Source organism: Streptomyces sp. NBC_00162, from assembly GCF_024611995.1.
Taxonomy (GTDB): Bacteria; Actinomycetota; Actinomycetes; order Streptomycetales; family Streptomycetaceae; genus Streptomyces.
This window is the reverse complement of record NZ_CP102509.1, coordinates 4005646-4030512: the sequence shown is the minus strand read 5'-3', so window position 1 is coordinate 4030512 and position 24867 is coordinate 4005646. Positions and strand designations below refer to the sequence as shown.

At 72.1% G+C, this 24867-nt stretch carries 24 protein-coding genes; 15 read left to right on the top strand and 9 right to left on the bottom strand.

Annotated elements, in window-relative coordinates:
• Positions 1-927, bottom strand: coding sequence for a cyclase family protein (locus JIW86_RS18680; protein WP_257554927.1), 927 nt, complete (start codon positions 925-927; stop codon positions 1-3).
• Positions 928-1035: 108 nt separating this feature from the next.
• On the opposite strand from JIW86_RS18680, the gene JIW86_RS18675 reads away from it, so the two are divergent.
• The 3 genes from JIW86_RS18675 (at position 1036) to JIW86_RS18665 (ending at position 4481) form a co-directional block, all read left to right on the top strand.
• Positions 1036-1947 (top strand): SDR family oxidoreductase, encoded by a 912-nt coding sequence (locus JIW86_RS18675; protein ID WP_215139491.1) that lies wholly within the window; start codon positions 1036-1038, stop codon positions 1945-1947.
• A 16-nt stretch (positions 1948-1963) separates the two neighbouring features.
• A complete protein-coding gene (locus JIW86_RS18670; RefSeq protein WP_257554925.1) occupies positions 1964-3166 on the top strand; it encodes an acyl-CoA dehydrogenase family protein in 1203 nt (400 codons plus the stop codon).
• Between the two features lie 247 nt (positions 3167-3413).
• A complete protein-coding gene (locus JIW86_RS18665) occupies positions 3414-4481 on the top strand; it encodes a Zn-dependent alcohol dehydrogenase (protein WP_215139489.1) in 1068 nt (355 codons plus the stop codon).
• Positions 4482-4522: 41 nt separating this feature from the next.
• On the opposite strand, the gene JIW86_RS18660 is transcribed toward JIW86_RS18665, so the two are convergent.
• Positions 4523-5140, bottom strand: a complete 618-nt coding sequence (locus tag JIW86_RS18660; RefSeq protein WP_257559357.1) for a flavin reductase family protein — start codon at positions 5138-5140, stop codon at positions 4523-4525.
• Positions 5141-5352: 212 nt separating this feature from the next.
• Here JIW86_RS18660 and JIW86_RS18655 point away from each other — a divergent pair, with 212 nt between their 5' ends.
• The 3 genes from JIW86_RS18655 to JIW86_RS18645 all read left to right on the top strand — a co-directional run bounded on the left by JIW86_RS18655 (position 5353) and on the right by JIW86_RS18645 (position 7843).
• Positions 5353-6177: a hypothetical protein gene (locus JIW86_RS18655; RefSeq protein WP_257554924.1), complete on the top strand. Its 825-nt coding sequence runs from the start codon at positions 5353-5355 to the stop codon at positions 6175-6177.
• An 11-nt stretch (positions 6178-6188) separates the two neighbouring features.
• Positions 6189-6917, top strand: coding sequence for a hypothetical protein (locus JIW86_RS18650; protein ID WP_257554922.1), 729 nt, complete (start codon positions 6189-6191; stop codon positions 6915-6917).
• A gap of 131 nt (positions 6918-7048) precedes the next feature.
• A complete protein-coding gene (locus JIW86_RS18645) occupies positions 7049-7843 on the top strand; it encodes a VOC family protein (protein WP_215139486.1) in 795 nt (264 codons plus the stop codon).
• Between the two features lie 3 nt (positions 7844-7846).
• Here JIW86_RS18645 and JIW86_RS18640 read toward each other — a convergent pair whose 3' ends face one another.
• The 3 genes from JIW86_RS18640 to JIW86_RS18630 form a co-directional block, all read right to left on the bottom strand.
• Positions 7847-8647 carry an enoyl-CoA hydratase/isomerase family protein gene (locus JIW86_RS18640; RefSeq protein ID WP_257554921.1) on the bottom strand — a complete coding sequence of 267 codons (801 nt, stop codon included), beginning with the start codon at positions 8645-8647 and terminating at the stop codon, positions 7847-7849.
• Positions 8648-8876: 229 nt separating this feature from the next.
• On the bottom strand, positions 8877-11111 hold the full coding sequence (locus JIW86_RS18635; RefSeq protein ID WP_257554919.1) for an acetate--CoA ligase family protein: 2235 nt from the start codon (positions 11109-11111) through the stop codon (positions 8877-8879).
• A 176-nt stretch (positions 11112-11287) separates the two neighbouring features.
• Positions 11288-12457: a flavin-containing monooxygenase gene (locus tag JIW86_RS18630; RefSeq protein WP_257554917.1), complete on the bottom strand. Its 1170-nt coding sequence runs from the start codon at positions 12455-12457 to the stop codon at positions 11288-11290.
• A gap of 174 nt (positions 12458-12631) precedes the next feature.
• Here JIW86_RS18630 and JIW86_RS18625 point away from each other — a divergent pair, with 174 nt between their 5' ends.
• From JIW86_RS18625 to JIW86_RS18615, 3 genes are all read left to right on the top strand, one after another.
• Positions 12632-13402, top strand: coding sequence for a maleate cis-trans isomerase (locus JIW86_RS18625; RefSeq protein WP_257554916.1), 771 nt, complete (start codon positions 12632-12634; stop codon positions 13400-13402).
• A gap of 92 nt (positions 13403-13494) precedes the next feature.
• The gene (locus JIW86_RS18620; protein WP_215139481.1) at positions 13495-13947 is read left to right on the top strand and encodes a DoxX family membrane protein; all 453 of its coding nucleotides are present in this window, start codon (positions 13495-13497) and stop codon (positions 13945-13947) included.
• Positions 13944-14366 (top strand): Zn-ribbon domain-containing OB-fold protein, encoded by a 423-nt coding sequence (locus JIW86_RS18615; protein WP_257554914.1) that lies wholly within the window; start codon positions 13944-13946, stop codon positions 14364-14366. Before JIW86_RS18620 ends, JIW86_RS18615 begins: the two co-directional genes overlap by 4 nt.
• On the opposite strand, the gene JIW86_RS18610 is transcribed toward JIW86_RS18615, so the two are convergent.
• The 3 genes from JIW86_RS18610 to JIW86_RS18600 form a co-directional block, all read right to left on the bottom strand.
• A complete protein-coding gene (locus tag JIW86_RS18610; RefSeq protein WP_257554913.1) occupies positions 14355-15191 on the bottom strand; it encodes a creatininase family protein in 837 nt (278 codons plus the stop codon). The two genes, JIW86_RS18615 and JIW86_RS18610, sit on opposite strands and share 12 nt — an antisense overlap.
• A gap of 196 nt (positions 15192-15387) precedes the next feature.
• Positions 15388-16062 carry a pyridoxine/pyridoxamine 5'-phosphate oxidase gene (locus JIW86_RS18605; protein ID WP_257554912.1) on the bottom strand — a complete coding sequence of 225 codons (675 nt, stop codon included), beginning with the start codon at positions 16060-16062 and terminating at the stop codon, positions 15388-15390.
• Between the two features lie 43 nt (positions 16063-16105).
• Positions 16106-17302 (bottom strand): thiolase C-terminal domain-containing protein, encoded by a 1197-nt coding sequence (locus JIW86_RS18600; RefSeq protein WP_257554911.1) that lies wholly within the window; start codon positions 17300-17302, stop codon positions 16106-16108.
• Between the two features lie 145 nt (positions 17303-17447).
• On the opposite strand from JIW86_RS18600, the gene JIW86_RS18595 reads away from it, so the two are divergent.
• Both JIW86_RS18595 and JIW86_RS18590 read left to right on the top strand, forming a co-directional pair.
• A complete protein-coding gene (locus JIW86_RS18595; protein ID WP_257554909.1) occupies positions 17448-18662 on the top strand; it encodes an acyl-CoA dehydrogenase family protein in 1215 nt (404 codons plus the stop codon).
• Positions 18662-19144 (top strand): nitroreductase family deazaflavin-dependent oxidoreductase, encoded by a 483-nt coding sequence (locus JIW86_RS18590; protein WP_257554907.1) that lies wholly within the window; start codon positions 18662-18664, stop codon positions 19142-19144. Before JIW86_RS18595 ends, JIW86_RS18590 begins: the two co-directional genes overlap by 1 nt.
• A gap of 77 nt (positions 19145-19221) precedes the next feature.
• On the opposite strand, the gene JIW86_RS18585 is transcribed toward JIW86_RS18590, so the two are convergent.
• Positions 19222-19869 (bottom strand): TetR/AcrR family transcriptional regulator, encoded by a 648-nt coding sequence (locus tag JIW86_RS18585; protein WP_257554905.1) that lies wholly within the window; start codon positions 19867-19869, stop codon positions 19222-19224.
• 305 nt (positions 19870-20174) lie between these two features.
• Here JIW86_RS18585 and JIW86_RS18580 point away from each other — a divergent pair, with 305 nt between their 5' ends.
• The 4 genes from JIW86_RS18580 to JIW86_RS18565 all read left to right on the top strand — a co-directional run bounded on the left by JIW86_RS18580 (position 20175) and on the right by JIW86_RS18565 (position 24865).
• Positions 20175-20969: a VOC family protein gene (locus JIW86_RS18580; RefSeq protein ID WP_257554904.1), complete on the top strand. Its 795-nt coding sequence runs from the start codon at positions 20175-20177 to the stop codon at positions 20967-20969.
• 321 nt (positions 20970-21290) lie between these two features.
• Entirely contained in the window at positions 21291-23693 is a 2403-nt protein-coding gene (locus JIW86_RS18575; protein WP_416237576.1) for a serine/threonine-protein kinase, read from the top strand.
• Positions 23694-23749: 56 nt separating this feature from the next.
• Positions 23750-24247, top strand: a complete 498-nt coding sequence (locus JIW86_RS18570; protein ID WP_257554901.1) for a peptidylprolyl isomerase — start codon at positions 23750-23752, stop codon at positions 24245-24247.
• A 132-nt stretch (positions 24248-24379) separates the two neighbouring features.
• Complete coding sequence (locus JIW86_RS18565) at positions 24380-24865, top strand: hypothetical protein (RefSeq protein ID WP_257554900.1); 486 nt, start codon at positions 24380-24382, stop codon at positions 24863-24865.
• The last annotated feature ends 2 nt before the right edge of the window (positions 24866-24867 follow it).

The following is a 24867-nucleotide window of genomic DNA, read 5'->3' as shown; positions in this document are numbered from 1 at the left end:
TCAGAGGATGGCCACGGGAGCCACCGGGGTGCCCGTGCCGCCGACGAACGGTTCCGGCATGGCGGAGAGGAGGAAGGCGTACCGGTTATCTTCTGCACAGGCTGTGGACAACTTTTCGAGATTCCAGTTCTGGCCCTGGTGCATGCCCATCTCGACCAGGTCGAGGGCGTGCACCGGCAACCACAGATTCTCTATCTCCGGCGGGAAGATCTCGAACGTGAGCGTGTCGTTCGCGACCGCCGCCACGTCCCGGGCGTGGAACCACTCCGGGGTGCGGACGGACAGCCCCGGGGAGGGGAAGCCGTAGCCGTGCTTGTCGCCCGCCAGGTAGACCTGGATCTGGCCCGTGCGGACCAGGACGATGTCTCCCGGGCGGACCGTGACCCCGCCGAACTCCTCCGCCTCGGCCAGGTCCTCCGGGGTCACCGCGTGACCCCCGGGCAGCCGGTCCAGGCCCTTGGCGCGCGCCACGTCCAGCAGCACGCCCCGCGAGACGATGTGCCCGGCCTTGTCGATGCCGCTGAACTCCGACCGCGCGTGCGCGGTGATCGAGGAGGCCGGGCGGCCGTTGTAGATCTTCCCCGAGTGGGAGACGTGCGTCAGGGCGTCCCAGTGGGTGCCCGCCTGGAGTCCCATGGTCACGGCGTCGTCGCTGCACGCCACCGTGCCCGGACCGAAGAGCTCCTGGTTGATCTGCACCATCGTGTGCAGCGGGTTGATCCGGCCGGGGATCAACCCGGCCTGCACCCCGTCCTCCTTGAGGGGGAGGGCCAGCGGGATGCGGCGGCCGGTACGGATCTCCGCCGCGGCGGCCCGGACCACCTGGTCGGTGACGAGGTTCAGGGTGCCGATCTCGTCCTCGGCGCCCCAGCGCCCCCAGTTGTTGACGCGCTTGGCGATGTCGTGGAACTCGGCGGGCAGTGACATGGGCCTCAACAGCTCCTTGCGTGGAAACGGCAACGAGGGCTTGTGCAGGTGCATCTGACTCCCCATAGAATCTAACGGTCCGTCAGAAAACGCGGGAAGGGGCCGGACGTGGGGAACTTCTTGTCAGGCAAGGTCGTCGCCGTCACCGGCGCCGGCCGGGGCATCGGGCGGGCCGTGGCACTCGCCGCGGCCGCCGAGGGCGCCAAGGTCGTCGTCAACGACTACGGGGTGGGCATCGGGGGCGGCGAGCCGACGAGCGAGATCGCCGACGGCGTGGTGAAGGAGATCCAGGCCGCCGGCGGCGAGGCCGTCGCCGTCGCCGACGACATCTCCACCATGGCGGGCGGCCAGCGCATCGTCGACACCGCGCTCGCCCGGTACGGGCGCATCGACGGCGTCGTGTGCGTGGCGGGCATCCTGCGCGAGCGGATGCTCTTCAACATGTCCGAGGAGGAATGGGACCCGGTGGTCGCCACCCACCTCAAGGGCACCTTCACCGTCTTCCGCGCCGCCTCCGCCGTCATGCGCCGACAGGGCTCGGGCACCCTCATCGGCTTCACCAGCGGCAACCACCAGGGCTCCGTCGCCCAGGCCAACTACAGCGCCGCCAAGGGCGGGATCATCTCCCTCGTCCGGTCCGCCGCGCTGGGCCTGGCCAAGTACGGGGTCACGGCCAACGCCGTCGCACCCGTCGCCCGCACCCGCATGTCCGCCAACGTCCCCATGGAGCTCAAGGAGATCGGCGAGCCCGAGGACGTCGCGGCGCTCGTCACCTACCTCCTCAGCGACCGGGCCAGGGCGGAGGACATCACCGGGCAGGTCTACACGATCGCCGGCCCGAAGATCGCCGTCTGGGCACAGCCGCGCGAACTGCGCGCCGGGTACGCCGAGGGCTCCTGGACCCCGGAGAAGATCGCCGACTTCCTGCCCGGGACGGTGGGCACCGACCCGATGCCGATGCTCGCGCAGCTCGAGGCCATGGCCAAGGCGGCGGCCGCCAAGGACCGCCCCAACGCGTAGAGGAGCGGGAGACCGGATGGACTTCAGCTTCGGGGCCGAGGACGAGGAGCTGCGCGGTCGCGCCCGCGCGTGGCTGGTGGAGCACCTCGTGGGCCCGTACGCGCGGGCACGGGGCCTCGGCGGGCCGGGCAGCGAACACGAGGGGGTCGGCGCCCGGCGCGCGTGGGAGCGCGAGCTGGGCCGGGGCGGCTGGATCGGGCAGGGCTGGGAGGCCGAGGGGTACGGGAACCGCCGGCTCTCGCTGACCGGGCAGGTGGTGTGGGCCGAGGAGTACGCGGCGCTGCGCGCGCCCGGCAGGGTCGGCCACATCGGGGAGAACCTCCTCGCGCCCACGCTCATCGCCTACGGGACCCGGGAGCAGCGGGACCGCTTCCTGCCCGGCATCGCGCGCGGGGAGGAGCTGTGGTGCCAGGGGTACAGCGAGCCGGACGCCGGCTCCGACCTCGCGGGCATCCGTACGGCGGCGGTACGGGAACCCGGTCGGGGCGCGGCCGGGCCGTACCGGATCACCGGCCAGAAGATCTGGACCTCCCTCGCCCAGGACGCCGACTGGTGCTTCGTACTGGCCCGCACCGAGCCGGGGTCCCGGCGCCACCGCGGGCTGTCCTTCCTGCTCGTACGGATGGACCAGCCGGGCCGGATCGACGTGCGGCCGATCCGGCAGATGTCGGGGACCTCGGAGTTCAACGAGGTGTTCTTCGACGGGGCGGTGGCCGACGAGGTCGTCGGCGCGGAGGGCGACGGCTGGACCGTGGCCATGGGACTCCTCGCCCTGGAGCGGGGGGTCTCGACCCTGGTCCAGCAGATCGGCTTCGCGGCGGAGCTGGAGCGCGTACTGGCGGCGTACGCGGCTTCGGGCGCTCCGGATCCGGCCGTGCGGGAGCGCCTCGTACGGCAGTGGGCCGAGCTGCGCACGATGCGGTGGAACGCGCTGCGGACGCTCGGCGCCGCCGGTGACGCGGGCGCGCCGAGCGTGGCCAAGCTGCTGTGGGGCGGGTGGCACCGGCGGCTCGGCGAGCTGGCGGTGGAGGTCCGGGGCGCGGCAGCCTCGGCCGGTCCGCCGGCCTGGGCGCCCGGGCTCCCGTACGAGCTCGGGCTCGACGAGGCGCAGCGGCTCTTCCTGTTCACCCGTGCCGACACGATCTACGGCGGCTCGGACGAGATCCAGCGCAACATCATCGCCGAGCGCGTGCTCGGCCTGCCTAAGGAGTCCAGTTGAATCCTCCCCCACGTCATAGACGAGGGGGATTCCTGGTTCACGCTGCTCGGTCGCCCAGCGAGCCATCGAGTCTTACGCGATCAACACCAGTCGGGTTGAAACCAGCCCGGACGCATGAAGTTGTGGAAGGAGTTGCTGTGCGGGCTTGGTTCTCGCTCCGCGATCAACAACATTGCCACGCAGCGTGTGCGTGTCGTTACCCGAATTCTCTCCGGCCTGAGGGTCGGCGCATCCTGAAGGAGTTCCGGTGAGAGGCGTCGTATTCGACGGCAAGCAGGCCCAGGTGGTCGACGACCTGGAGATCCGCGACCCGGGGCCCGGGGAGGTGCTGGTCGCGATAGCGGCGGCCGGGCTGTGCCACAGCGATCTGTCGGTGATCGACGGGACGATTCCGTTCCCGCCGCCGGTGGTGCTCGGGCACGAGGGCGCGGGGGTGGTCGAGGCGGTCGGCTCCGGGGTCACGCACGTGGCGCCCGGGGACCACGTGGCGCTGTCCACCCTCGCCAACTGCGGGGCGTGCGCGGACTGCGACCGGGGCCGGCCGACGATGTGCCGCAAGGCGATCGGGATGCCCGGGCAGCCGTTCTCGCGGGGCGGGAAGCCGCTGTTCCAGTTCGCCTCCAACTCGGCCTTCGCGGAGCGGACGATCGTCAAGGCCGTGCAGGCGGTGAAGATCCCGGACGACATCCCGCTGACCTCGGCGGCCCTGATCGGCTGCGGGGTGCTGACGGGCGTGGGCGCGGTGCTGAACCGGGCGAAGGTCGACCGCGGCGAGTCGGTGGTCGTGATCGGCACCGGGGGGATCGGGCTGAACGTGCTCCAGGGGGCCAGGATCGCGGGGGCCACGACGATCGTGGCGGTCGACGCGAACCCGGCGAAGGAGGCGGTGGCCCGGCAGTTCGGGGCCACGCACTTCATCGACGCCTCGGCGGTCGCCGACTCCTCGGCGGCGGTGAAGGAGATCCTGCCCACCGGCGCGGACCACGCCTTCGAGTGCGTGGGCAGCGTGAAGCTGATCCGCCAGGCCATCGACCTCCTCGACCGGCACGGGCAGGCGATCCTGCTCGGCGTGCCCGGGTTCACGGAGGAGGCCTCGTTCCTCGTCTCGTCCATGTACCTGGACAAGACGATCATGGGCTGCCGGTACGGGTCCTCGCGCCCGCAGCGCGACATCGCGCTGTACGCCGAGCTCTACCGGCAGGGCCGGCTGCTGCTCGACGAGCTGGTGACGGAGGTCTACCCGGTCGAGGACTTCGCCAAGGCCGCGGACGACGCCCACCACGGCCGGGTGGCGCGCGGGGTCCTCACGTTCTAGCCGGGGTGGTGCCGGGACCGCCTGGCCGGCCGACGGAGTCGTCAGCCGGCCAGGCGTCCGAAGCGGCCCTTGTGGAAGAGGAGCGGGTCGCCCTCGCCCGCCGCGCCCATGGCCACGACCTTGCCGACCACGATGAGGTGGTCACCGCCGGTGTGGACGGCGTGGATCCGGCAGTCGATCCAGGCGGGCACGGCGTCGAGCTGCGGAGACCCGGTGACGGGGGCCGGGGTGTGGGTGACCCCGGCGAACTTGTCCGCGCCGCTGACGGCGAAGGACCGGCACAGCTCGCCCTGTTCGGCGCCCAGGATGTTGACGCAGAACACCCCGGCGCGGGCGATCCGCGGCCAGGTGGTCGACGTACGGGCCACCATGAAGGTGACCAGGGGCGGGTCGAGGGACAGCGAGGCGAAGGACTGGCAGGCGAAGCCGGCCGGGCCCTCCTCGTCCTCGCCGGGCGGCGCGGTGATGACGGTGACCCCGCTGGCGAAGTTCCCGAGCACGGCCCGGAATTCGGCGGGGGAGACCGGCGCGCGCTCGTCCGCGCCGACGGCCCGCAGATCGGGGCGGGGCAGGACGTCGACGGGCTCGGGTCCCGGCTCCGGCGAGGCGGAGGTGGGGGAGCCTACTGACCTGAGGTATCGGACGACGGTGGCCGCCATCCCTGCGTGTCCCATCACACCCATGATTGAAGCTGACGGTTCGTCAGATTGGAAGTGTGGTGCGGGAGCAGTCCGCCCCGGGGTGCTTCTCCAGAGCCCGGTTCGGTTCCCAACTCCCCTGTGATCAACGAGACATGGCCTTCCGGCATGCGCGCGGGAGTGCCTGTGTACAGTCGTCGCCAACGACAGCGACGTCGGGGGCTGGGGTGGGCATGGGGAGCGGTTTTCGCAACCGGGCCGAGCGGATCGCACTGGGTGCGATGGCAGTGGCGGGCATCGCGGTCCTGCTCGCCGACGTCCTCGGGTGGCTCGACAAGATGGCTCCCGGGGGCACGCTCCCGAAGATCACGCTGCTCATCCTGAGCACGGTCACGCTCTTCCTCCTCATGGAGTTCGATCGCCTGAAGGTGCTCGACACCATGAACGCGCAGATCTCCAGGCTCGACATCGACGGCATCGAGGGCCAGCTCCGGCGCGAGCGCTACGACGGCGTGGCGAGGGTGCACCCGACCTTCCCCGAGGCGGCCTTCCTCGAGCTGCTGAAGAACGCTCGGCGGGAGGTGTCCATCCTGCAGACCTGGATACCCAACCTCGAGCAGTTGAAGAGCGAGTTGACGAGGGCCGTCGCCGAACGGCGGACAGAGGTGCGCATCCTGTTGCTGCACCCTTCGTCACTGGTGGCGGACCTGCGCGACCGGGCGTTACAGGTCGGGGAGCCCGGCCGGGGGGTGGACGTGAGGGGAAGCCTGCAGATCCTCAAATCCGTCTACGACGAGGTTCCGCCGCAGCTGCGGCACATGCTCCAGGTGCGGGTGTACAACTCCCTGCCGTCGATCGCCGTGTACAAGGCCGACGAGCGCTACCTGGTCAGCTCGTTCCTGCACGGCCGGCTCGCCATCCAGTCGACCCAGCTCGAGATCGACGGGTGCGAGACGGCGATGGGCCGGGAAGTTCAGGGTGAGCTGGACAAGTTGTGGGGCATCGGCCGCGATGTCGATCTCCGTGACTGGCAAAGATCAATCGACACCATGAATTAGAGGTAACGGCCGTGGAAGAACTGGACCGGTTCGAGGACGAACTGATCGAGCGGTACGCGCAGCACCCGGTACTGGCGAACATCGCGCAGCTCTCGGACGAGGACTTCACCGCGATCCTCCTCCAGCGGCGCTTCCTTTCGCTCGCGTTCACCCCGGCCTACGACCTGGCGATCGATCTCCTGCGCGACGAGGAGGGGCTGCGGATCGCCCGGGTCATCCTGCGCGAGGAGTATCCGGACAGCCACGGGATGCGGTCCCACCGCGAGGACATGACGGCGGACATGTACCGGCTCGGCGTCTCCAGGGAGGCCCTCGTCCACACCAGGCCGACCCCGGCGACCAAGCGGGCCATCGACGCCACCTTCGACCTGATCGCCGACGCCGGTACCCACGACGACGCCGACCTGCGCGTGCTGACGATCCTGCGCTTCTGGGGCGAGATCCTGGTCTCCGTGGAGTACGGGCGGTTGTGGGAGCGCATGGAACCCGTGCTCACGCAGGACGGGTCGCGTTTCTACTACCCGCACCACTCCCACGACGCCAAGGGGACCTCGCTCGCGACCGCGAACCTCCTGGCCACGAGCCACTCCGACCGCCTGGCCACCCGGGTGTGGGCGTTCCTCGGCAGCGGCGGCGAGGGGGCGGCCGACTCCTTCAGGGAAGTGGAGCGGCGCTCCCTCCAGATCAAGGTGGGGTTCTACGACCAGTTCCTGCCGGCGCTGGAACGCGTGGGGATCTGAAGCCGCGGTCGGCCCCTTTGCTCCGCACGGGTGAAACCCCGGCCCGCCAGGGGACCGTACGCCCGCCGGCACTCGGGGGGTCGGCATCGTGGCCGGCGGACTCGTACCGCCGGACCCGTAGGAGGCATTTCATGCTCGGCACCGACTTCCGTACCGGATCACCCAACTGGCTCGACCTCGGAAGCCCCGACACCGACGCGGCCGCCGCTTTCTACGGTGCCGTCTTCGGCTGGAACTTCGTCTCCGCCGGGCCCGAGGCGGGCGGGTACGGCTTCTTCCACGTGAACGGGAAGACCGTCGCCGCCCTGGGCCCGCTCACCGAGGAGGGGGCGACGTCCGCCTGGATGACCCACTTCCAGAGCACCGACATCCGGGCCACCGCCGAGGCCGTCAAGGCCGGGGGCGGGACGGTGCGGATGGAGCCCATGGACGTCATGGGCGAGGGCTGGCTGGCCCAGTTCACCGACCCGCAGGGTGCTGAGTTCGCGAGCTGGCAGCCGGGCAAGACCGGCGGGCTGGGGCTGGCCTCCGCCGAGAACACCCTGGTGTGGGTGGAACTGCACGTCCCGGACCCCGTCGCGGCCATCTCCTTCTACTACGGGCTGTTCGGGTGGCGGCACGAGGAGATGGAGGCGCCCGGGATGACGTACCGGGTGCTGAGCCTCGCCGAGGGCGACAAGCAGCTCACTTCGTTCGGCGGGGTCGCACCCCAGGGCGAGGGCGCGGGCGGCGGGTCGGCCATGATCCCGCGCTGGGTGCCGTACTTCAACGTCGCCGACGTGGACGCCACCGTCTCCACGATCGAGGGCAACGGCGGTGCGGTGATGATGCCGGCGGCGGACGTGCCGGGAGTCGGCCGGATCGCGTGGGCCTCCGACCCGGCGGGCGCGGTGTTCGCCCTGCTGAAGCCCGACCCCCGGATGTAGCGTTCAGCGGCCGAGGTACTTGGGCGTGCGGCGCTCCACGAAGCTCGCCACGCCCTCGTTCGCGTCGGCCGTGCCCATGTTGATCTCCTGTGCGGTGGCCTCGGCGGCCAGCGCGGCCGCCCGGTCGCCGTCCAGGGAAGCGTTGACCAGCTGCTTCGCCAGGGCGAGGGCCCGGGTGGGGCCCTGCGCGAGGCGCTCCGCCCACTCCCGGGCGGCGGCCTCCAGCTCCCCGCCCGGGACGACCTTGTTGACCAGGCCGAGGCGCTCGGCCCCGGCCGCGGGGACGGCGTCGCCGAAGAAGATCAGCTCCTTGGCCTTCTGCGGGCCGATCAGGCGGGGGAGCAGGTACGCGCCCCCGCCGTCGGGGACCAGGCCGCGGCGGACGAACACCTCGATGAAACGGGCCTCTTCGGCGGCGATGACCAGGTCGCAGGCGAGGGCGAGGTGGGCGCCGATGCCGGCGGCCGTGCCGTTGACGGCGGCGATGACCGGTTTCTCGCAGTCGAGGACCGCGGTGATCAGGCGCTGCGCGCCGAGGCGGATCATGCGGGCCACGTCACCGGCGACGCGTTCGGCGCTGGCCGGTGCGCCGCGCAGGTCGGCGCCCGCGCAGAAGCCCTTGCCGGTGGCGGTGACGACGACGGCCCGGACGCCGGGGTCGGCGGAGGCGTCCGCTAGTAGCGCGATGATGCGTTCGCGCTGGTCCCAGGTGACGGCGTTCATGGCCTCGGGCCGGTTGAGGGTGATCCAGGAGACGCCGTTGTCGATGCGGTGGAGGACTTCGTCCTCGGGGGTGCGGGTCATGGGTGAACTCCCGTTCATGGTGGGGACCCCTAGGTCGTGTCGTCAAAGTCCCGTCTGGCTGGCGGGGCCTGGCACGCACTCCCCCAGACTCCGTCCGGGGGGACCCCCAGCCGCGTTGTCGTCGGTCACCGACGCTCCGCGTCGATTCCCTCCTCCGCCTTGCGATCGCACGCACCAGGCCCCGCCAGCCCCGCCCTTCGGGCGGCCGACGCTACTTTGACGACACTCCCTAGCGGCAGATGGCGAGGGCGTCCAGGGCGACCGCCCCCTGGCCGCGGGGGAGGACCATCAGCGGGTTGATGTCCAGCTCGGAGAGCTCGTCACCCAGCTCCAGCGCCATCCGCTGGATCCGCAGGATGACCTCCACCAGGGCGTCGACATCGGCCGGGGGTGCTCCCCGTACGCCCTCCAGCAGCGCGTGCCCGCGCAGTTCGGTGAGCATCGCGCGGGCCTGGTTCTCCCCGAAGGGCGGCACGCGGACCGCCGCGTCGTGCAGGACCTCCACCAGGACCCCGCCCAGCCCCACCGTGACGGTGGGCCCGAAGAGGTCGTCCTGGGTGACGCCGACGACCATTTCCACACCGCGTTCGACCATCTGGCAGACCAGGATGCCGTCCAGCGGGACGTTCTCGTAGCGGGCTATGTCGGTGAGCTCGCGGTAGGCGTCGCGGATCTGGCTCGCGGAGGTCAGGCCGATCTTGACCAGGCCCAGTTCCGTCTTGTGGCCCAGCTGGGGGCCCGAGGCCTTCATGACCACGGGGTAGCCGACCAGGCCGGCCGCGCGGACGGCGGCCGCCGCGCTCGTCACGAGCTGCTCGCGCGGCACCCGGATCCCGTACGCCCGCAGCAGCTGCTTCGCCGCGTGCTCGCTGAGCTGCTGCCCGGGCCGCATCAGGGCCTGCGCCTTGCGGTACGAGGGTGAGGGCGTGCGGGGGGCCTCGTCGAAGGGGGAGCGGTAGCCGGTGGTGAACCGGTGGTGGCCGAGGTAGGCGCGGACGGCGGTGATGCAGTTGCCGAAGGTGCGGAAGGTGGCCACGCGGGAGGAGCCGAGCAGGGTGCTGCGGTAGGCCTCCTCGGTGCCGACCGGGGAGCCCCAGATCACGCAGATCAGCTTGTCCGAGGCCTCCGCCGCGTCCACCAGGTCCTGGGCGAGCTTGTCGCTCATGGGCGGGAAGGGCCCGGTGATCGGGCAGATCAGCACGCCCACCGAGGGGTCGGCGAGGATCGCGTCGATGATCTTGCGGCCGCGCCAGTCGCCGACCGGGTGGCCGCCGTTGTCGACGGGGTTGGCGACGTTCAGGTACTCCGGGATCCACTGGTGGAGCTCGTCCTGTTTGGCCCGGGAGAGGGTCGGGAGGCTGAGTCCGGCCTCCGTCGCCAGGTCGGAGAAGTGGGCGCCGGTGCCGCCGGAGATGGAGTAGACGACGACCCCCTCGGCTTTGGGCCTGCGGGCCCGGGCGAGCAGGGCGGCGGTGTCCTGGAGCTCGTCCAGACCGTCGACGCGGATGACGCCGAACTGGCGCATGGCGGCGTCCACGACGGTGTCCGCGCCGGTCAGCTTCCCGGTGTGGGAGGCGGCCATCCGGGCGCCGGTCTCGGTGCGGCCGACCTTGACGGCGACGACCGGGACCCCGTTGCGCGCGGCCCGGTCGGCGGCGAGCAGGAAGGACCGGCCGTCCTTGAGCCCTTCCACGTAGCAGGCGATCGCCCCGACCTCGGGCTGCTCGGCGAAGTAGGAGATGAAGTCGGAGGTCTCCAGGTCCGCCTCGTTGCCGGTCGGCGCCCAGTGGGAGAGGCGGATGCCCAGCTCCTGGAGGGTGTAGACGGGCCGTCCCTGGTGGCCGGACTGGGTGATCAGCGCGATGGCCGGTCCGGTGAGGTCGTCGCGGAACCTCTCGAAGGCGTTGAGGTTCGTGTTGGGGCCCAGCAGGCGCAGCCCCGAGCGGCCGACGGCGGCCGTGAGGCGGGCCTGGGCGGCGGCGCCCGCGTCCCCGGTCTCGGCGAAGCCGGAGGCGAAGGCGACGGCGAACTTCACCTTGGTCTCGGCCAGTTCCTCGATGACGGGGAGCGGATCGGCGACGAGGAGGACGGCGAGGTCCACCTGCTCGGGCAGCGCCGCGACCGAGGGCGCGCACGGCAGGCCGAAGACGCTCTCGCGGGTCGGGTGCACGGGATGGATGCGTGCGCCGACGCGCTGCGCCCAGGCCATGAGCTGGCGGGTGATGCCGGTGTTCGGTCTGCCCTCGGCATCGGAGGCGCCGATGACGGCGACCGACTCGGGCCGGAAGAACCGGTCCAGGTCGGGGACGTCGGAGTGCAGGGGCCGTCCGCTGACGTCCATGGCGACCGCGTCCTCGGCGGACGGCGCCGCCGAGGAGTGGACGGCCGTTCTGGGGGACTCCCCGCAGGCCTCGACACGTGCGCGGAAGTCGGTGGTGAGGGTGCCGTGAGTAGATCCAAGCATCGTTCCGCCCGCTCCTGCTCGATGAACCTCGATGGAACTCAATAACTGACGTGTAGTCAGATTACTGAACTGACGTGCCGTCAGGAACAGGGCTGCGCAGGAAAGGTGGTGGAGGTGGTGTGTGGAACGGTGTCAGATCCGCTCGGCGGCGGTCCAGAGTGCCGTTCCGGCCGGACTCAGGCCGGGGTGCGCAGGTGGCGGGCGACAGCCTTGGCGATCTTCTCGGCGTCCCGGGCCATCTCCCGGAACATCCCGCTGATGGGGTTGGAGAAGCCGGTGAAGTACAGGCCGGGGGCGTGCGCGGGCGTGTGGGCGCCGAGCGTACGGGGCCGCCCGCGCTCGTCGAGCACTCCGTCCAGCCCGCCCACCAGACCCTCCAGGGCCCGGCGGTATCCGGTCGCCGCGACCACCGCGTCCGGGGTGATCCGCGAGCCGTCCGCGAGCACCACCTCCGCGCCGTCGAAGGCCTCCACGGCGGCCACCGGCTCCACCCGCCCGGCGCGGACCGCGTCGATCAGGCCGACGTCCTGGACCGGGATCGCCCCCTCCTCGACCCTGCTGTACAGGCCGGTGCCGGGCCGCGGGAGCCCGTACGCCGACAGGTCGGGGACCGAAACCCGGGCGACGAGCGCGCCCAGCCGGTCCACGAGGCGCACGGGCAGCCGGCGTACGAGGATCCCCGTGCGCTGGGCCGGCCAGCCGGCGGTGGAGCGGCGCACGATGTGCGGGGCGGTGCGCACGGCGAGCCGTACCCGGGCGGCGCCGCCCTCGACGAGGTCGACGGCTATCTCGGCGCCGGTGTTGCCGACGCCGACGACCAGGACGTCCAGGCCGGCGTACGGCGTGGGGTTGCGGTAGTCGGCGGCGTGCGACAGCTGCCCGGTGTACGTGTCGCGGCCGGGCCAGTCGGGGAGCCTGGGCGTGTGGTTGAACCCGGTGGCTACCACCACGGCCGCGGCGGTGAGCACCCGGCCGCCGGTGGCGTGCAGCGTCCAGCCGCCGTTGCCGCCGCTCCCGTCGTTCCCGTTGCTTTCGATGTGCGTCACCTCGACGCCGGTGACGACCTCCAGCTCGTGGAACTCGGCGTACTTCTCCAGGTACCGCACCACGTCGTCGCGCGAGACCCACCGGCCGAAGCGGCGCGGCATGGCCAGGCCGGGGAGCGCCGAGAGCCGGCGGGTGGTGTGCAGGTGGAGGCGGTCGTAGTGCCGCCGCCAGGACGCGCCGACCTCGTCGGACTTCTCGACGACCACGGCGCGGACCCCGCGGGCGCGCAGCGCTGCGGCGGCGGCGAGCCCGCCGGGACCGCCGCCGATGACGTACACGGGGCGGGGCTGAGTGGTCATGTCGGGTACTGCGGGGACTCCTGGCATGAGGTGTGATCGTATCGCCACGCTGAGTTGATGGGTCTCGGTCAAGCGGGGAATCGATTGCGGATCGATCACGGGCGCACGGAACGCGGCGGTGGCAGGCTGGAAGGGGACCGCTCGCCGGGGGGCCGGGGAGAGGAGCCGGAGCCGATGTGGCAGCCCGACGGCTGGGACGTACGCGTCCGCCTGGGTGTCCTCACCCCGCACGCCGACGTCGGACCCGAGTCGGAGCTGCGCGCCATGGCCCCGGCCGATGTGGGCCTGCACGCCGCTCGGGTGCCGTTCGGCGCCATGGCGGCCGGCGGTGCGATGGACCCCACCATTCCACTGGCCCCCGTACGGGCCTTCGCCGGGCCGCCGCACGTGGACGACGCCGTCGAGCTGCTGGCCGCGGCCCCGGTGGCGGGGATCGCCTTCGCCTTCACCAGCTCGGCGTACGTCATCGGCGCGCGCGGCGAGGAGGCGATGCTCGCCCGCCTGGGGGAGCGCGCCCACGGTCTGCCTGTGGTCGCCACCTGCGCGGCGACGGTGGAGGCGCTGCGCGTGCTGGGGGTCGCCCGGCTCTGCCTCGTCGATCCGCCGTGGTTCGACGCGGACCTGACCGGGCTGGGCCGCGCCTACTACCGGGACGCCGGATTCGAGGTCCCGTACGCCGCCCCGTGCGGCCTGCCCAGCGGCCAGGCGCTCATCCGGCCGGACGCGCTCCATGACTGGGTGGCCCCGCGGGTGCCCGACGAGGCCGAGGCGGTCGTGGTCGGCGGCAACGGCTTCCGCGCGGTCGGCGCGATCGAAGCCCTGGAGACCACCCTCGACCGACCCGTCCTCACGGCCAACCAGGTCCTCCTCTGGTCCGCCCTGCGCGCGGCCGGCGCCCCGACGGCCGGCATCACCCGCTACGGCAGGCTGTTCGCGAACCCGTAGCCGGCGGAGGCCTTGCGTGATCGCCCCGCATCCGCTGAACTGACGTTCCGTCAGATCGTGCGTGTCGATCGCGAGAGGGGTGGGGGCCGCCGATGCAGACCATCTGGCTCAGTGGGGCCGAATGGCTCGCCGTGCTCCGGATAGGCCTCGGCCTGTGGTGGCTGGAGAGCTGGCGGCACAAGGACAAGAAGGGCTGGTTCGAACGCGGCACCGGCATCGCCTGGGCCGCCGACGTCGCGGGCAAGCACCGCTGGACCTTCGTCAAGGGCGGCTTCGAGCTGGTCGTGAAGCCGCGCCCCAAGGTGATGGCGTACCTCGTCGTCTACGCCGAACTCGCCCTCGGGCTGGGCCTGGTACTCGGCTTCCTGACCCCCATCGCCCTGGTGGGCGGGCTGCTGCTGAACCTGCTCTACCTGGTGCTGATGATCCACGACTGGGCCGAGCAGGGCCAGAACGCGATGATGGCACTCATCTCGCTGGTCGCCCTCCTGGCCATGTCCTGGCAGACCTGGTCCCTCGACGCGGCGATCGGACTCTTCCTGTGAGCGGCGTACGGTACGACCTCCCGGAGGCGGACGAGTTCACCCGCCCCTACTGGGACGCGGCGGCCGAGGGCCGGCTCCTGCTGCGCCGCTGCGCGGACTGCGGACGGGCGCACCACTACCCGCGGGAGTTCTGCCCGTTCTGCTGGGCCGGCGAGGACCGGGTGACGTGGGAGACGGCGAGCGGTCGCGCGACCCTCTACACCTGGTCGGTGATCCACCGCAACGACCTCCCGCCGTTCGGCACGCGCGTCCCGTACACGGCGGCGGTGGTCGACCTGGCGGAGGGCCCGCGGATGATGACGGAGATCGTCGCCTGCGCCCCGCCGGACCTCCGCATCGGAATGCCCCTGACGGTCACCTTCCGCGAGGCGGCGGACGGCATCAGCGTGGCGGTCTTCGAGCCGAGGTCAGCGCGGTGATCCCGGAGCAGCGCCCCGCACGGCCTCGGGTCGAGCGGTGAGCGAGCTGGTCACGGTATCGGCCATGGCACGGGCCATGCGCTGGTAGAAGCGCCACAGGAAGGGGTCGACGGGGCTGGGCGCGCCGAAGTAGCCCTGTGGCGTCACGCTGCGGGCGTGTTCGCCGCCTTTCCGCCACTCGGCCAGGTCCGCCGGCCCGAGGCCTGTCGGCCGGAGGCGGGCCATGGCGTCGTAATCGACGAGCTCGGGGAACCAGCGCATCATCAGCGCGCTCTCGATCTCTTCGGCATGGACACCGAGTTCACCGGTCAGTTCCAGGCCCTCGAACAGCGGCTGCATGGCGAACGTGGCCAGAGCGGGTGTCTTCGCCGCCTCGCCCAGGCGGTCGGCGATGAAGTCGGGTTCGATGAGGACGACTCCCGTGCTGCCCTCCTCGTGTCGGCGGGTCACGACGTCGAGGAGCATCCGGTTGTGGGCGATGTCGCCCTGGTGGTTGATCACGAAGATGTGCTGGAACCCGTCTGTGGCGAGGGACTCCATGATGTCGAAGTGCAGCGCGGCCGCGGTTTCGGGGCGTGTGCGGAACGTCCCGGCGAAGGCACCGGAAACCTGATTGACGCCCCAGAAAACAGGTGGGGCGATCAGCGTCGGTACCTGGTGCCGATCGAGCTCGTCCTTCACCATCCGGCACAGCTGGTAGGCGCCGTACGCGTCGGTGCCCAGCGGCAGATGGGGGCCGTGCTGCTCGATGACACCGGTGGGTAGCAGGACGCATGCGCCGGCGGCCGCGGCCGCCTCCACCTGCGGGTATGTAAGGTCGGCCATCGTTTCTGCGAAGACCGAGTATCCGCTGTGCATGTACTTCCCCCGTAAGCGATGTCATGACCGGCCTGACCGCCGATCATGATCATTTTCGCCAGTGCGCGCAGCCCCTCACGAGCGGCACCTGCGCCGGAAATCACGCCGATGCCTTGTAGGGAGATCACAAACGGCCTCCGCGAGCCACTTCTCCGGACTCCGCCTAGGGCCAGAGCAGTTCGCGGACCCAGTCACCGGCCGGGGTGCGCCGGTATCGCAGCCGGACGTGCCTGCGTGCGGCATCGCCCTGGAAGAACTCGACCTCGTCCGGTTCCAGCACGTACCGCGTCCAGGTCGGGGCCGGGGCGTCCGGCTCGGCCCCGGCCCGCTCCCAGGCGGCCGCCGACACCCGTACGAGCTCCTCCCGGGAGCCGAGCACCTCGCTCTGGCGGCCCGTGAGCGCGGCGGCGAGCGCCCCGCGCGAGCGGACCGCCAGGTCCGCCCGGCTCTCCTGCGGCCCGCAGGCCCCGACCCGGCCCCGGATGCGCACCTGGCGTCCCACGGCGGGCCAGTAGAACCCGAGCGCGGCCGCCGCCTGCCCGGCCAGCTGCACACCCTTGGCGCTGGTGGCGTGCGAGGCGAAGTGCCAGCCGCGCTCGTCGGCGTCGTGCAGCATCAACGTCCGCACGTCGGGCCGCCCCTCGCCGTCCACGGTCGCCAGACTCATGGTGTGCGGCTCCACCTGCCCCGCCTCGGCGGCGTGCACGAACCACTCCCGGAACAGCGCCAACGGCTCGTCGGGCGCCTCCCCGGCATCGAATCCGGGCAGCGGGGTGTCCCACACCCGCAGGGAGTGCAGGGCCTCGCGGAACTCGTCGCTGCTGATCTCACGGCTCATGCCGCCCATGGAACACCACGCGCCCGCCCGCCGAAACGCCCCCTCAGCCCCGCCCCAGGATCACCGTGCCCGACGAGCAGAACCAGCCGCCCGTGCCCGAGGCCAGGGCCACTTGTGGCAGACGGCCGCCGGGTTTGGTGACCTGGCCCGCGCCCGCCTCGCCGCGTAGCTGGCGGACCGCTTCGACCAGGAGGAACAGGCCCCGCATGCCCGGGTGGCAGGCCGAGAGGCCGCCTCCGTCCGTGTTGACCGGCAGCTCGCCGTCCCTCAGCAGTCGGCCCTTCTCCACGAAGGCGCCGCCCTCGCCCTTCGCGCAGAAGCCGAGGTCCTCCAGGGTCACCAGGGTCATGTACGTGAAGGCGTCGTAGATCTCGGCCACGTCCACGTCCGCCGGGGTCAGACCCGCCCGCTCGAAGGCGAGGCGGCCCGAGACCGCCGCCGGGGACACCGTGAAGTCCTCCCACTCCGACATGGTGGTGTGGGACACCGAGGTGCCCGTGCCCAGGATCCAGACGGGGGCCTTCGCCGTGTCCGGCACGTAGTCCTCCGCCGCCAGCAGCACCGCGCAGCCGCCGTCCGAGCGGATGCAGCAGTGCAGCTTCGTGAAGGGGTCCGCGATCATCTCGCCCGACAGGACGTCGTCCACCGTGATCGGGTCGCGGAACATCGCGTCCGGGTTCGTCGCCGCGTTCGCCCGGGCCTGCACGGCCACCGCGGCGAGCTGCTCCAGCGTCGTCCCGTACTCGTGCATGTGGCGGCGGGCGGCCATCGCGTACTTGGAGATCAGCGTGTGCCCGTACGGGACCTCGAACTGCAGCGGCCCCCGCGCCCCGAAGGACAGGTTCGAGGTGCGCCGCCGGGCCTTGATGTCCGCGCGGGCCGTGGATCCGTAGACCAGCAGGACGGCGTTGGCGTGCCCGGCCGCGATCGCGTCCGCCGCGTGGGCCGCCATGACCTCCCAGGTCGAGCCGCCCACCGAGGTGGAGTCGACCCAGGTGGGGCGCAGGCCCAGGTACTCGGCCACCTCGACCGGCGCGAGCGTGCCGAGGCCGGCCGAGGCGAAGCCGTCGATGACGGAGCGGTCGAGGCCCGAGTCGGCCAGGGCGCGCCGGGCGGCCTGCGCGTGCAGCGCGTACGGGGTGGGGCCGTCGACCCGGCCGCAGTCGGAGAGCGCGACGCCGACCACCGCGACCCTGCGGCGGGGGTGTGAGGAGACGGGTCCGGGTGTGAGTCCAGGCATGGAAGGACGGTACAACTGACGCTGCGTCAGTTTCTAGCCCCACGCGCCCGCCCCCTGTGCATCTGCCGCCGCCCGCCCTAACATGACGCCCCGTCAGATATCCTCCCGGCCATCGCTGGGAGGTGCCCCCAGGAGGAGCCATACGATGGATGCCGCCTTCACCGCGGAGCAGGACGAGATTCGCCGTACCCTGCGCGAGATCCTGGGCAAACGCTGCGGTCCCGACGAGGTCAAGGCCGCCGTCCGTACCGCCGCCGGATACGACCGCGAGCTGTGGCAGCAGCTCTCCCAGCGGCTCGGGCTGCCCGGCCTCGCCGTCGCCGAGGAGTACGGCGGCGTCGGCTGCACCTCCGCCGACCTGGCGCTGGCCTGCGAGGAGACCGGGCGGGCGCTGCTGCCCTCGCCGCTGCTCGCCACCGCCGCGCTGTGCGTGCCGCTGATCACCGCCCTCGGCACCGCCGCCCAGCGTTCCGCGCTGCTCCCGCCGCTGGCCGCCGGCGGGCTGACGGCCGCCCTCGCCGTCCCCGGCCCGGCGCTGGCCACCGCCCTCGCGCTGACCGGCGACAACGCGGCCGGCCCGTGGTCCGGCGGCGGGCGCGCGGGCGGGGTCCAGGCCCGCGCCGGAGCGGAGGGCGGCTGGCGGCTGTACGGGGAGGCCGCCCAGGTGCTCGACGGGCACAGCGCCTCGCTGCTGCTGGTCGCCGCGCACACCGGCGGCTTCGCCCGCAGCCGTACGCTCCTCTTCCTCGTACGGGAGGACGCGCCCGGCCTCGTACGGTCACGGCAGACCACCCTGGACGAGACGCGGCCCCAGGCCCGGATCCAGCTACGGGACGTGCCCGCTGAGTTGCTGGGCGGCGACGAGGCCGGCGAAAAGGCCGGCGAAGAGGCCGGCGTACTCGAAGCCCTCGCCGCCACCGGCCGCACCGCCTCCGCCGTGCTCGCCGCCGAGGCGGTCGGCGCGGCCGGCCAGGCGCTCTCCCGCACCGTGGAGTACGTGTGCGGGCGCGAGCAGTTCGGCCGGGCGATCGGCTCCTTCCAGGCGGTCAAGCACCGCCTCGCCGACCTGTACGTACAGGTGGAGGCGGCCCGCTCGGCGGCCTACTACGCCGCCTGGGACCCGCGGCAGGGCGCCCTCGCCCTCGCCCAGGCCCTGGAGGCCCTGCGGATGACCGCGGGCGAGGCGATCCAGCTGCACGGCGGCATCGGCTTCACCTGGGAGCACGACGCGCACCTCTACTTCAAGCGGGCGGCGGCCGACGAGCTGCTGTTCGGCCCGGTCCACCGGCTGCGGGCGTACGCCGCGGACCGCGCGGGCCTGTTCACCCCCTCCGCCACACCCGAGAAGGTGGCCGTCTGATGGCTCGCGTGGCCCCCGGCGTCAAGCTGATGCAGAAGGTCTCCTCGACCATGCTGTTCGCCAAGATCGCACCGCACTTCATCCCCGCCATGGACAAGGCGGTGCACAAACTGACCCGCGGCAAGGTCATGCTCAGCGCCCAGATGCTGCCGGGCGTGATCCTCACCGCCAAGGGCGCCAAGACCGGCGAACCGCGCACCACCCCGCTCGCCTGCATGCCGGAGGACGGCGGGGCGAGCTGGCTGCTGATCGGTTCCAACTTCGGCCGGCCCGGGCACCCGGCATGGACCGGGAACCTGCTCAAGCACCCGGACGCGTCCGTGAGTTGGAAAGGCAAGGACATCGCCGTGCGGGCCCGGCTGCTGGCGGGGGAGGAGCGTGCGGCGGCGTGGCAGGCGGTGCTGAGGTTCTGGCCGCCGTACGCGGCGTACCAGGCGCGCATCGAGCGCGAGATCCGGCTGTTCCGCCTGGAGCGTCGCTGATCACAGGCGTATGGAAGCGGTTTCGACAGCTGTAGCGGTGGTGGTGCCGGGCGGCGGACCCTCTCCAGGGCCCGCCGTCACTTGGTCGGCTTCTTGCCCGTGATGCCGAGGTGGACGAGCAGCGCCAGATTCGGCTTGAGCTCGGCCTGCTTGACGCCCCAGGTCTGGAACCCCTTCTGGTGCGAGGCGACCGCGGCCAGCATCGCGACCAGCGAACCGGCCATCGCCGCGGGGCTGACGTCCTTGTCGACCTTGCCCTTGGCCTGGAGATCCTTCATCGACTCCGTGAGGGAGTTGGTGACCGAGTTCAGGATCTTCATGCGGATCTTGTAGAACCGCTTGTCGCCCTCGGCCGCGCCGAGGTCGACGACCCGCAGGATCGCGTCGTTGCGCCGCCAGAAGTCCAGGAAGCCTTCGACGAGTTCCTCGGCGGCGGCCCAGCCGGACTTGCCGACCCAGGTGCGGCCCTCGACGAGCTGCGTCAACTGCGCGCCCTCGGTGGCCATTTCCTCGGCGATCTCCAGGACGGCGCCTTCGACGTCCGGGAAGTACTGGTAGAAGGTCGCGGGGGAGGTGCCGGCCTTGCGCGCGACGTCGATCACCTTGACGTCGCGGTACGGCGAGGAGCTGAGCATCTCGCTGAGGCAGTCGAGCAGCTTCTGCCGCGTCGCCTGGCCGCGCCGGCCGGCGACACGCCCGTCGACGGTGCGTACTTGTCCTGTCATGCCGTCAGCTTACCGAGGGGTGATCGGCGCGCTATTCGGCCGCCTGCAAATGGGGTTACGGGGTCCCTGGCCTGGGCGGAAGCCGGTCCTGTGCGGCGGTGGGAGCGGAATCCGGCCGAATCCCGGCCCCGGAACCACCGGGATGTGCCGTCCGGGCGTGCCGCCCGCTTCCTCAGCGTTTCCCCCGAATAGTCTTATCAACAGGCTGTGGACAAGTTTTCGGGCGGACCATGGCTGGGAGAGGTGGGAGACGTGGGGAGAGGTGGGACGGTACACATCCCCGCACAACGGAAGGAACCGGGCTCATGGCCGCATTCGCGGAAGGCGCACCCTGCTGGGTGGACGCCTCGCTTCCGGACGTCGAGGCGGGCAAGCGCTTCTACGGTGAGCTCTTCGGGTGGACCTTCGCGGACAGTGCGGGCGCCGAGTACGGCCACTACACCCAGGCCTACAGCCGCGGCCGCAACGTCGCCGCCCTCGCCCCCAAGCCCGACGGCCGGATGCCCACCGTATGGGGGATCTACCTCTACACCACCGACGCCTACGCCTGTGCCCAGCGCATCCGCGCCGCCGGCGGCCAGATGGTCATGGACCCGATGCCGGTCGGCCCGTACGGGACCGCCGCGATGGCCGCCGACCCCGGCGGAGCCGTCTTCGGCCTCTGGCAGCCCGGCACCCACCACGGCTTCGAGGCCCAGATGGAGCCTTACACGTACTGCTGGACCGAGGTCTACACCCGGGCCCGCGACGCCGTGGACGTCTTCTACGCCAAGGTCTTCGGCTACGTCCCGCAGGACCAGGACGACGCGGGCGTCGAGTACCGCGTCTGGTCCCCGCCCGGCAGCGCGCCCGGCACCGACACCGCCGTCATGGGCCGCAGTCTGATCACCGACGCCTTCCCGGAGATCATGCCCGCGCACTTCCTCGCCTACTTCGCCGTGCCGGACTGCGACCAGTCCGTCGCCATGGTGCAGCGGCTCGGCGGCCGGGTCACCGCGGATCCCTTCGACACCCCGTACGGAAGGATCGCGGTCGTCGCCGACAATCAGGGGGCGGTCTTCGGGCTGCTGTCGGAGCCCCGGACCAAGCCGGAGGCCTGAGGATCCACGACGGACCCCACGACGAATCCGCGACGGTTCCGCGACGAACCCCACGACGAATCCGAGACGGATCCCACAGCGGATCCACAACGGATCCACAACGGATCCAAGACCCCGCCGCGGCCGTCCGCCGTGCCGGGGCCGGACCGGGCGCGGGCCTGACAGAATCGGGGTTGCACGACCCGGGCCGCGCCCGGGGGTGAGACGCTGCACGGGACGGCACGGGGCAGGACCAGGGCCCCGTACCCGCGCGCGTGCAGCCGGCGTGCTGTTCGTAGGAGCGGGCCCGGCGAGGGCCCGTACGGGGAGGTGTGGAGGCGAGTGGTGGAGCAGCTGACGCAGCACGACCCGAGACGGATCGGCCCCTTCGAGGTGCTGGGACGGCTCGGCGCCGGCGGCATGGGGCTGGTCTATCTCGCGCGGTCCGCGTCCGGACGGCGGGTCGCGATCAAGACGGTGCGCACCGAGCTCGCCGAGGACCAGCTGTTCCGGGTCCGCTTCACCCGCGAGGTGGAGGCGGCGCGTGCCGTGTCCGGCTTCTACACCGCGGCCGTGGTCGACGCGGATCCGCGCGCCGCCGTGCCGTGGCTGGCCACCGCCTACGTGCCGGCGCCCTCCCTGGAGGAGATCGTCAACGAGTGCGGGCCCATGCCCGCCCAGGCCGTACGGTGGCTCGCGGCGGGCATCGCCGAGGCGCTGCAGTCCATCCACGGCGCCGGCCTGGTCCACCGCGACCTGAAGCCCTCCAACGTCCTCGTCGTCGAGGACGGACCGCGGGTGATCGACTTCGGCATCGCGAGCGGGGTCTCCAACACCCGCCTGACCATGACGAACGTCGCCGTCGGCACCCCCGCCTACATGTCGCCCGAGCAGGCCAAGGACTCGCGCAGCGTCAAGGGCGCCAGCGACGTCTTCTCGCTCGGCTCCACGCTCGTCTTCGCCGCGACCGGCCATCCGCCGTACCACGGGGCCAACCCCGTGGAGACGGTCTTCATGCTGCTGCGCGAGGGCCCCAACCTGGAGGGCCTGCCCGCCGAGCTGCGGCCGCTCATCGAGTCCTGCATGCAGATGGACGCCACCTTGCGGCCGACCCCGGCCGACCTCCAGGCGCAGCTCGCCCCGCACCTCTTCGAGGGCGACGACGAGAGCGGGACCGCCTCGGCGTGGCTGCCCGGGCGGGCCGTCGCGATGATCGAGGCCCGGCGGGCGGGCAACCGTACGCCTCCCGCCGCCGTGCCGGTGCCCGCGCCCGGCCCCGGCCGGGACGGCGGAGCCGGATCCAGGGGGCCGATCTCCGGCCCCGCCACGCACCGCCGCCAGCGCGGCGCCGAGTCGTGGGTGGACCCGCGCACCGGACAAGCCGTTCCGCAGCGCCCGCACCACCCGCCGATGTCCCCGGCGCCCTCGGGCGAGCCCGTCCTGCTGGCCGGCTCCCCGGTGCCGATCGGGCCCGGCCCGCGCGCGAGCGCCTCGGCGCCCGCCGCGCACGCCGCCGCCGACTCGGCGACCGGCTGGATCCGCCCGCCGGGCGGCTCGGCGGCCGCCCCCGCGTCCGTGGCGTCCGTACCGGCCCCCGGCCCGGCCCCGGACAGCGGCCGCTGGCGCCCGTGGCGCTTCCGCATGTCCAACGAGGTCTGGGGCACCCCCACCGTCGCCGGTGACCTGCTCTACGTCACCTCCTTCGAGGTGCACGCCCTGGACGTGGCCAGCGGCCGCCGCCAGTTCAAGACCCGCGACGTCGCCTGGTCCATGGCCGTCGCGGACGGCCGCATCCACGCCTCCGACGGCCCCTCCCTCTTCGCGCTCGACGCCTCCGACGGCTCCGAGCGGTGGCGGGTGTCCGCCGACGCCTGGGTGTACGCCCTGCGCGCGGACCGCGGCACGGTCGTCACCGCCACCCGCGGGGGCGGCGTACAGGGCTGGGAGGCGTCCAACGGCCAGAAGCTGTGGGAGCTGACCGGCGCGCAGACCGACTTCGAGACCCCGGAGGCGGCCCCCGTCCTCCACGACGGCACGGTGTACGTGTGGCAGGACGCCCGGCTGCGCGCGCTCGACGCCCGCAGCGGCCGCGAGTCCTGGTCCTACCCGGTCGGCGACGCGGGCTCCTGCGGGAACGTCCCCGTACGGGTCACCCCGGCCCCCGACGGCAACGTCTACGTCGCGGCCGGCACCCGCGTGCTGTCCGTGGACCGGGCCTCGGGCCGGGTCCGCTGGCACTTCGAGGCCCCCGCGGTCTTCCTGGCGCCCCCGGCCTTCGCGCCGGGCGCCGCGGTCACCGGCGGCGGGGTCTACCTCGCCGACTACCTGGGCACCGTCTACGCCCTGGACGCGGCCACCGGCCAGGACCGCTGGCGGATCGCGACCGAGGGGCGCACGTCCCCGGACCCGGTGCTGGTCGCGAACGGCAACGTCCACCTGGGCGCGGGAAGCGCGCTGTACACGCTCGACGCGGTCACCGGCACCCCGAAGTGGCGGTTCGCGGCGGGCGGCGAGATCACCGGCCTCCCGGCGGTCGCCGACGGCCGGGTGCACTTCGGCTCGGCCGACCACTGCCTGTACACGCTGGACGCGGCCGGCGGCCAGCTGCGCTGGAAGCTGGCTACAGGCGGCGAGATCACGGGCGCCCCGGTGGCGGAGGCGGGCGTGGTCTACGCGTGCAGCAAGGACCGCTGCGTATACGCCCTGGACGCGGCGAAGGGCACCGGCACCCGTACGAGTGGCTGAGGCGACTCGGCCCCCTCCCGCTAGCGGAACGCACCGGGAGTGACAGGATGGACCCCATGAGCAACGTCTACTTCGACATCAACATCAACGACAAGCCCGCGGGCCGCATCGTCTTCGAGCTGTTCGACAAGGTCGTCCCGAACACCGCGAAGAACTTCCGCGAGCTGGCCACCGGCCAGAACGGCTACGGCTACGCGGGCTCCGGCTTCCACCGCATCATCCCGCAGTTCATGCTGCAGGGCGGTGACTTCACCAACCACAACGGCACCGGTGGCAAGAGCATCTACGGCGAGAAGTTCGCCGACGAGAACTTCGAGCTGAAGCACGACCGCCCGTACCTGCTGTCGATGGCGAACGCCGGCCGCAACACCAACGGCTCGCAGTTCTTCATCACCACCGTCGTCACCACCTGGCTCGACGGCAAGCACGTCGTCTTCGGCGAGGTCGTCGAGGGCAAGGAGCTGGTCGACCAGATCGAGGGCCTGGGCTCCCAGTCCGGCGCCCCCAAGGCCAAGGTCGAGATCGCGGCCTCGGGCGTCGTCGACGCCGCCTGATCACCACCCCGCCTGTACGGCCGGTCGGCCCCGCCCCCTCCCGGGGGCCGGGGCCGCCGCCGTTTCAGGCCTGTGCCGAACCGGTGCCTGGTAGCGTGACCCGCCGTCTGTCCAACGGGGAGGGGTCGGGTCATGGTGGCTGGGCGTCACATCAGATTGACCGCGGTGCTGGTGACCGTGGTGTTCGCACTGACCGGGTTCTCGTCCAGCGGCGGGAGCAGCGGGAGCAGCAGCGGAAAGAGCAAGAGCAAGAGCAGCAGCAGCGGAGGCGGCTGCTCCAGCTCCAAGAGCAAGAACAAGAAGAAGAGCCACAGCAGCGGCAACAGCGGCAGCAGCGCCACTCCGTCGCCGAGCAAGACCTCCCCGCCCGCGCACGCCGTCGTCGTCACCTGCGCGGGCCCCGGCAAGAAGGAGGCCGTCCTCAAGGTCACCTCCGACGTGTCGGCGGAGCGCACCGTGGACGTGCCGCTGACCTTCCAGGGCGCGAACGGCGCCGTCGACCGCAACTCCGTCCGGATCACCCTCAAGGGCAAGGAGACGCGGACCGTCACGGTGTCGATGGTGCAGGTCGACAAGGCCGCCGAGGTGCAGAGCTGCGTGGTCGGCCGGATCGACTAGGA

Bases quoted from the DNA above. Each gene is read 5' to 3' on its own strand.
- JIW86_RS18680 (WP_257554927.1), bottom strand. From the start codon at position 927: ATGTCACTGCCCGCCGAGTTCCACGACATCGCCAAGCGCGTCAACAAC.
- JIW86_RS18670 (WP_257554925.1), top strand. From the start codon at position 1,964: ATGGACTTCAGCTTCGGGGCCGAGGACGAGGAGCTGCGCGGTCGCGCC.
- JIW86_RS18660 (WP_257559357.1), bottom strand. From the start codon at position 5,140: ATGGCGGCCACCGTCGTCCGATACCTCAGGTCAGTAGGCTCCCCCACC.
- JIW86_RS18655 (WP_257554924.1), top strand. From the start codon at position 5,353: ATGGGGAGCGGTTTTCGCAACCGGGCCGAGCGGATCGCACTGGGTGCG.
- JIW86_RS18645 (WP_215139486.1), top strand. From the start codon at position 7,049: ATGCTCGGCACCGACTTCCGTACCGGATCACCCAACTGGCTCGACCTC.
- JIW86_RS18640 (WP_257554921.1), bottom strand. From the start codon at position 8,647: ATGACCCGCACCCCCGAGGACGAAGTCCTCCACCGCATCGACAACGGC.
- JIW86_RS18635 (WP_257554919.1), bottom strand. From the start codon at position 11,111: ATGCTTGGATCTACTCACGGCACCCTCACCACCGACTTCCGCGCACGT.
- JIW86_RS18630 (WP_257554917.1), bottom strand. From the start codon at position 12,457: ATGACCACTCAGCCCCGCCCCGTGTACGTCATCGGCGGCGGTCCCGGC.
- JIW86_RS18625 (WP_257554916.1), top strand. From the start codon at position 12,632: ATGTGGCAGCCCGACGGCTGGGACGTACGCGTCCGCCTGGGTGTCCTC.
- JIW86_RS18620 (WP_215139481.1), top strand. From the start codon at position 13,495: ATGCAGACCATCTGGCTCAGTGGGGCCGAATGGCTCGCCGTGCTCCGG.
- JIW86_RS18610 (WP_257554913.1), bottom strand. From the start codon at position 15,191: ATGGCCGACCTTACATACCCGCAGGTGGAGGCGGCCGCGGCCGCCGGC.
- JIW86_RS18605 (WP_257554912.1), bottom strand. From the start codon at position 16,062: ATGAGCCGTGAGATCAGCAGCGACGAGTTCCGCGAGGCCCTGCACTCC.
- JIW86_RS18600 (WP_257554911.1), bottom strand. From the start codon at position 17,302: ATGCCTGGACTCACACCCGGACCCGTCTCCTCACACCCCCGCCGCAGG.
- JIW86_RS18595 (WP_257554909.1), top strand. From the start codon at position 17,448: ATGGATGCCGCCTTCACCGCGGAGCAGGACGAGATTCGCCGTACCCTG.
- JIW86_RS18590 (WP_257554907.1), top strand. From the start codon at position 18,662: ATGGCTCGCGTGGCCCCCGGCGTCAAGCTGATGCAGAAGGTCTCCTCG.
- JIW86_RS18585 (WP_257554905.1), bottom strand. From the start codon at position 19,869: ATGACAGGACAAGTACGCACCGTCGACGGGCGTGTCGCCGGCCGGCGC.
- JIW86_RS18580 (WP_257554904.1), top strand. From the start codon at position 20,175: ATGGCCGCATTCGCGGAAGGCGCACCCTGCTGGGTGGACGCCTCGCTT.
- JIW86_RS18570 (WP_257554901.1), top strand. From the start codon at position 23,750: ATGAGCAACGTCTACTTCGACATCAACATCAACGACAAGCCCGCGGGC.
- JIW86_RS18565 (WP_257554900.1), top strand. From the start codon at position 24,380: ATGGTGGCTGGGCGTCACATCAGATTGACCGCGGTGCTGGTGACCGTG.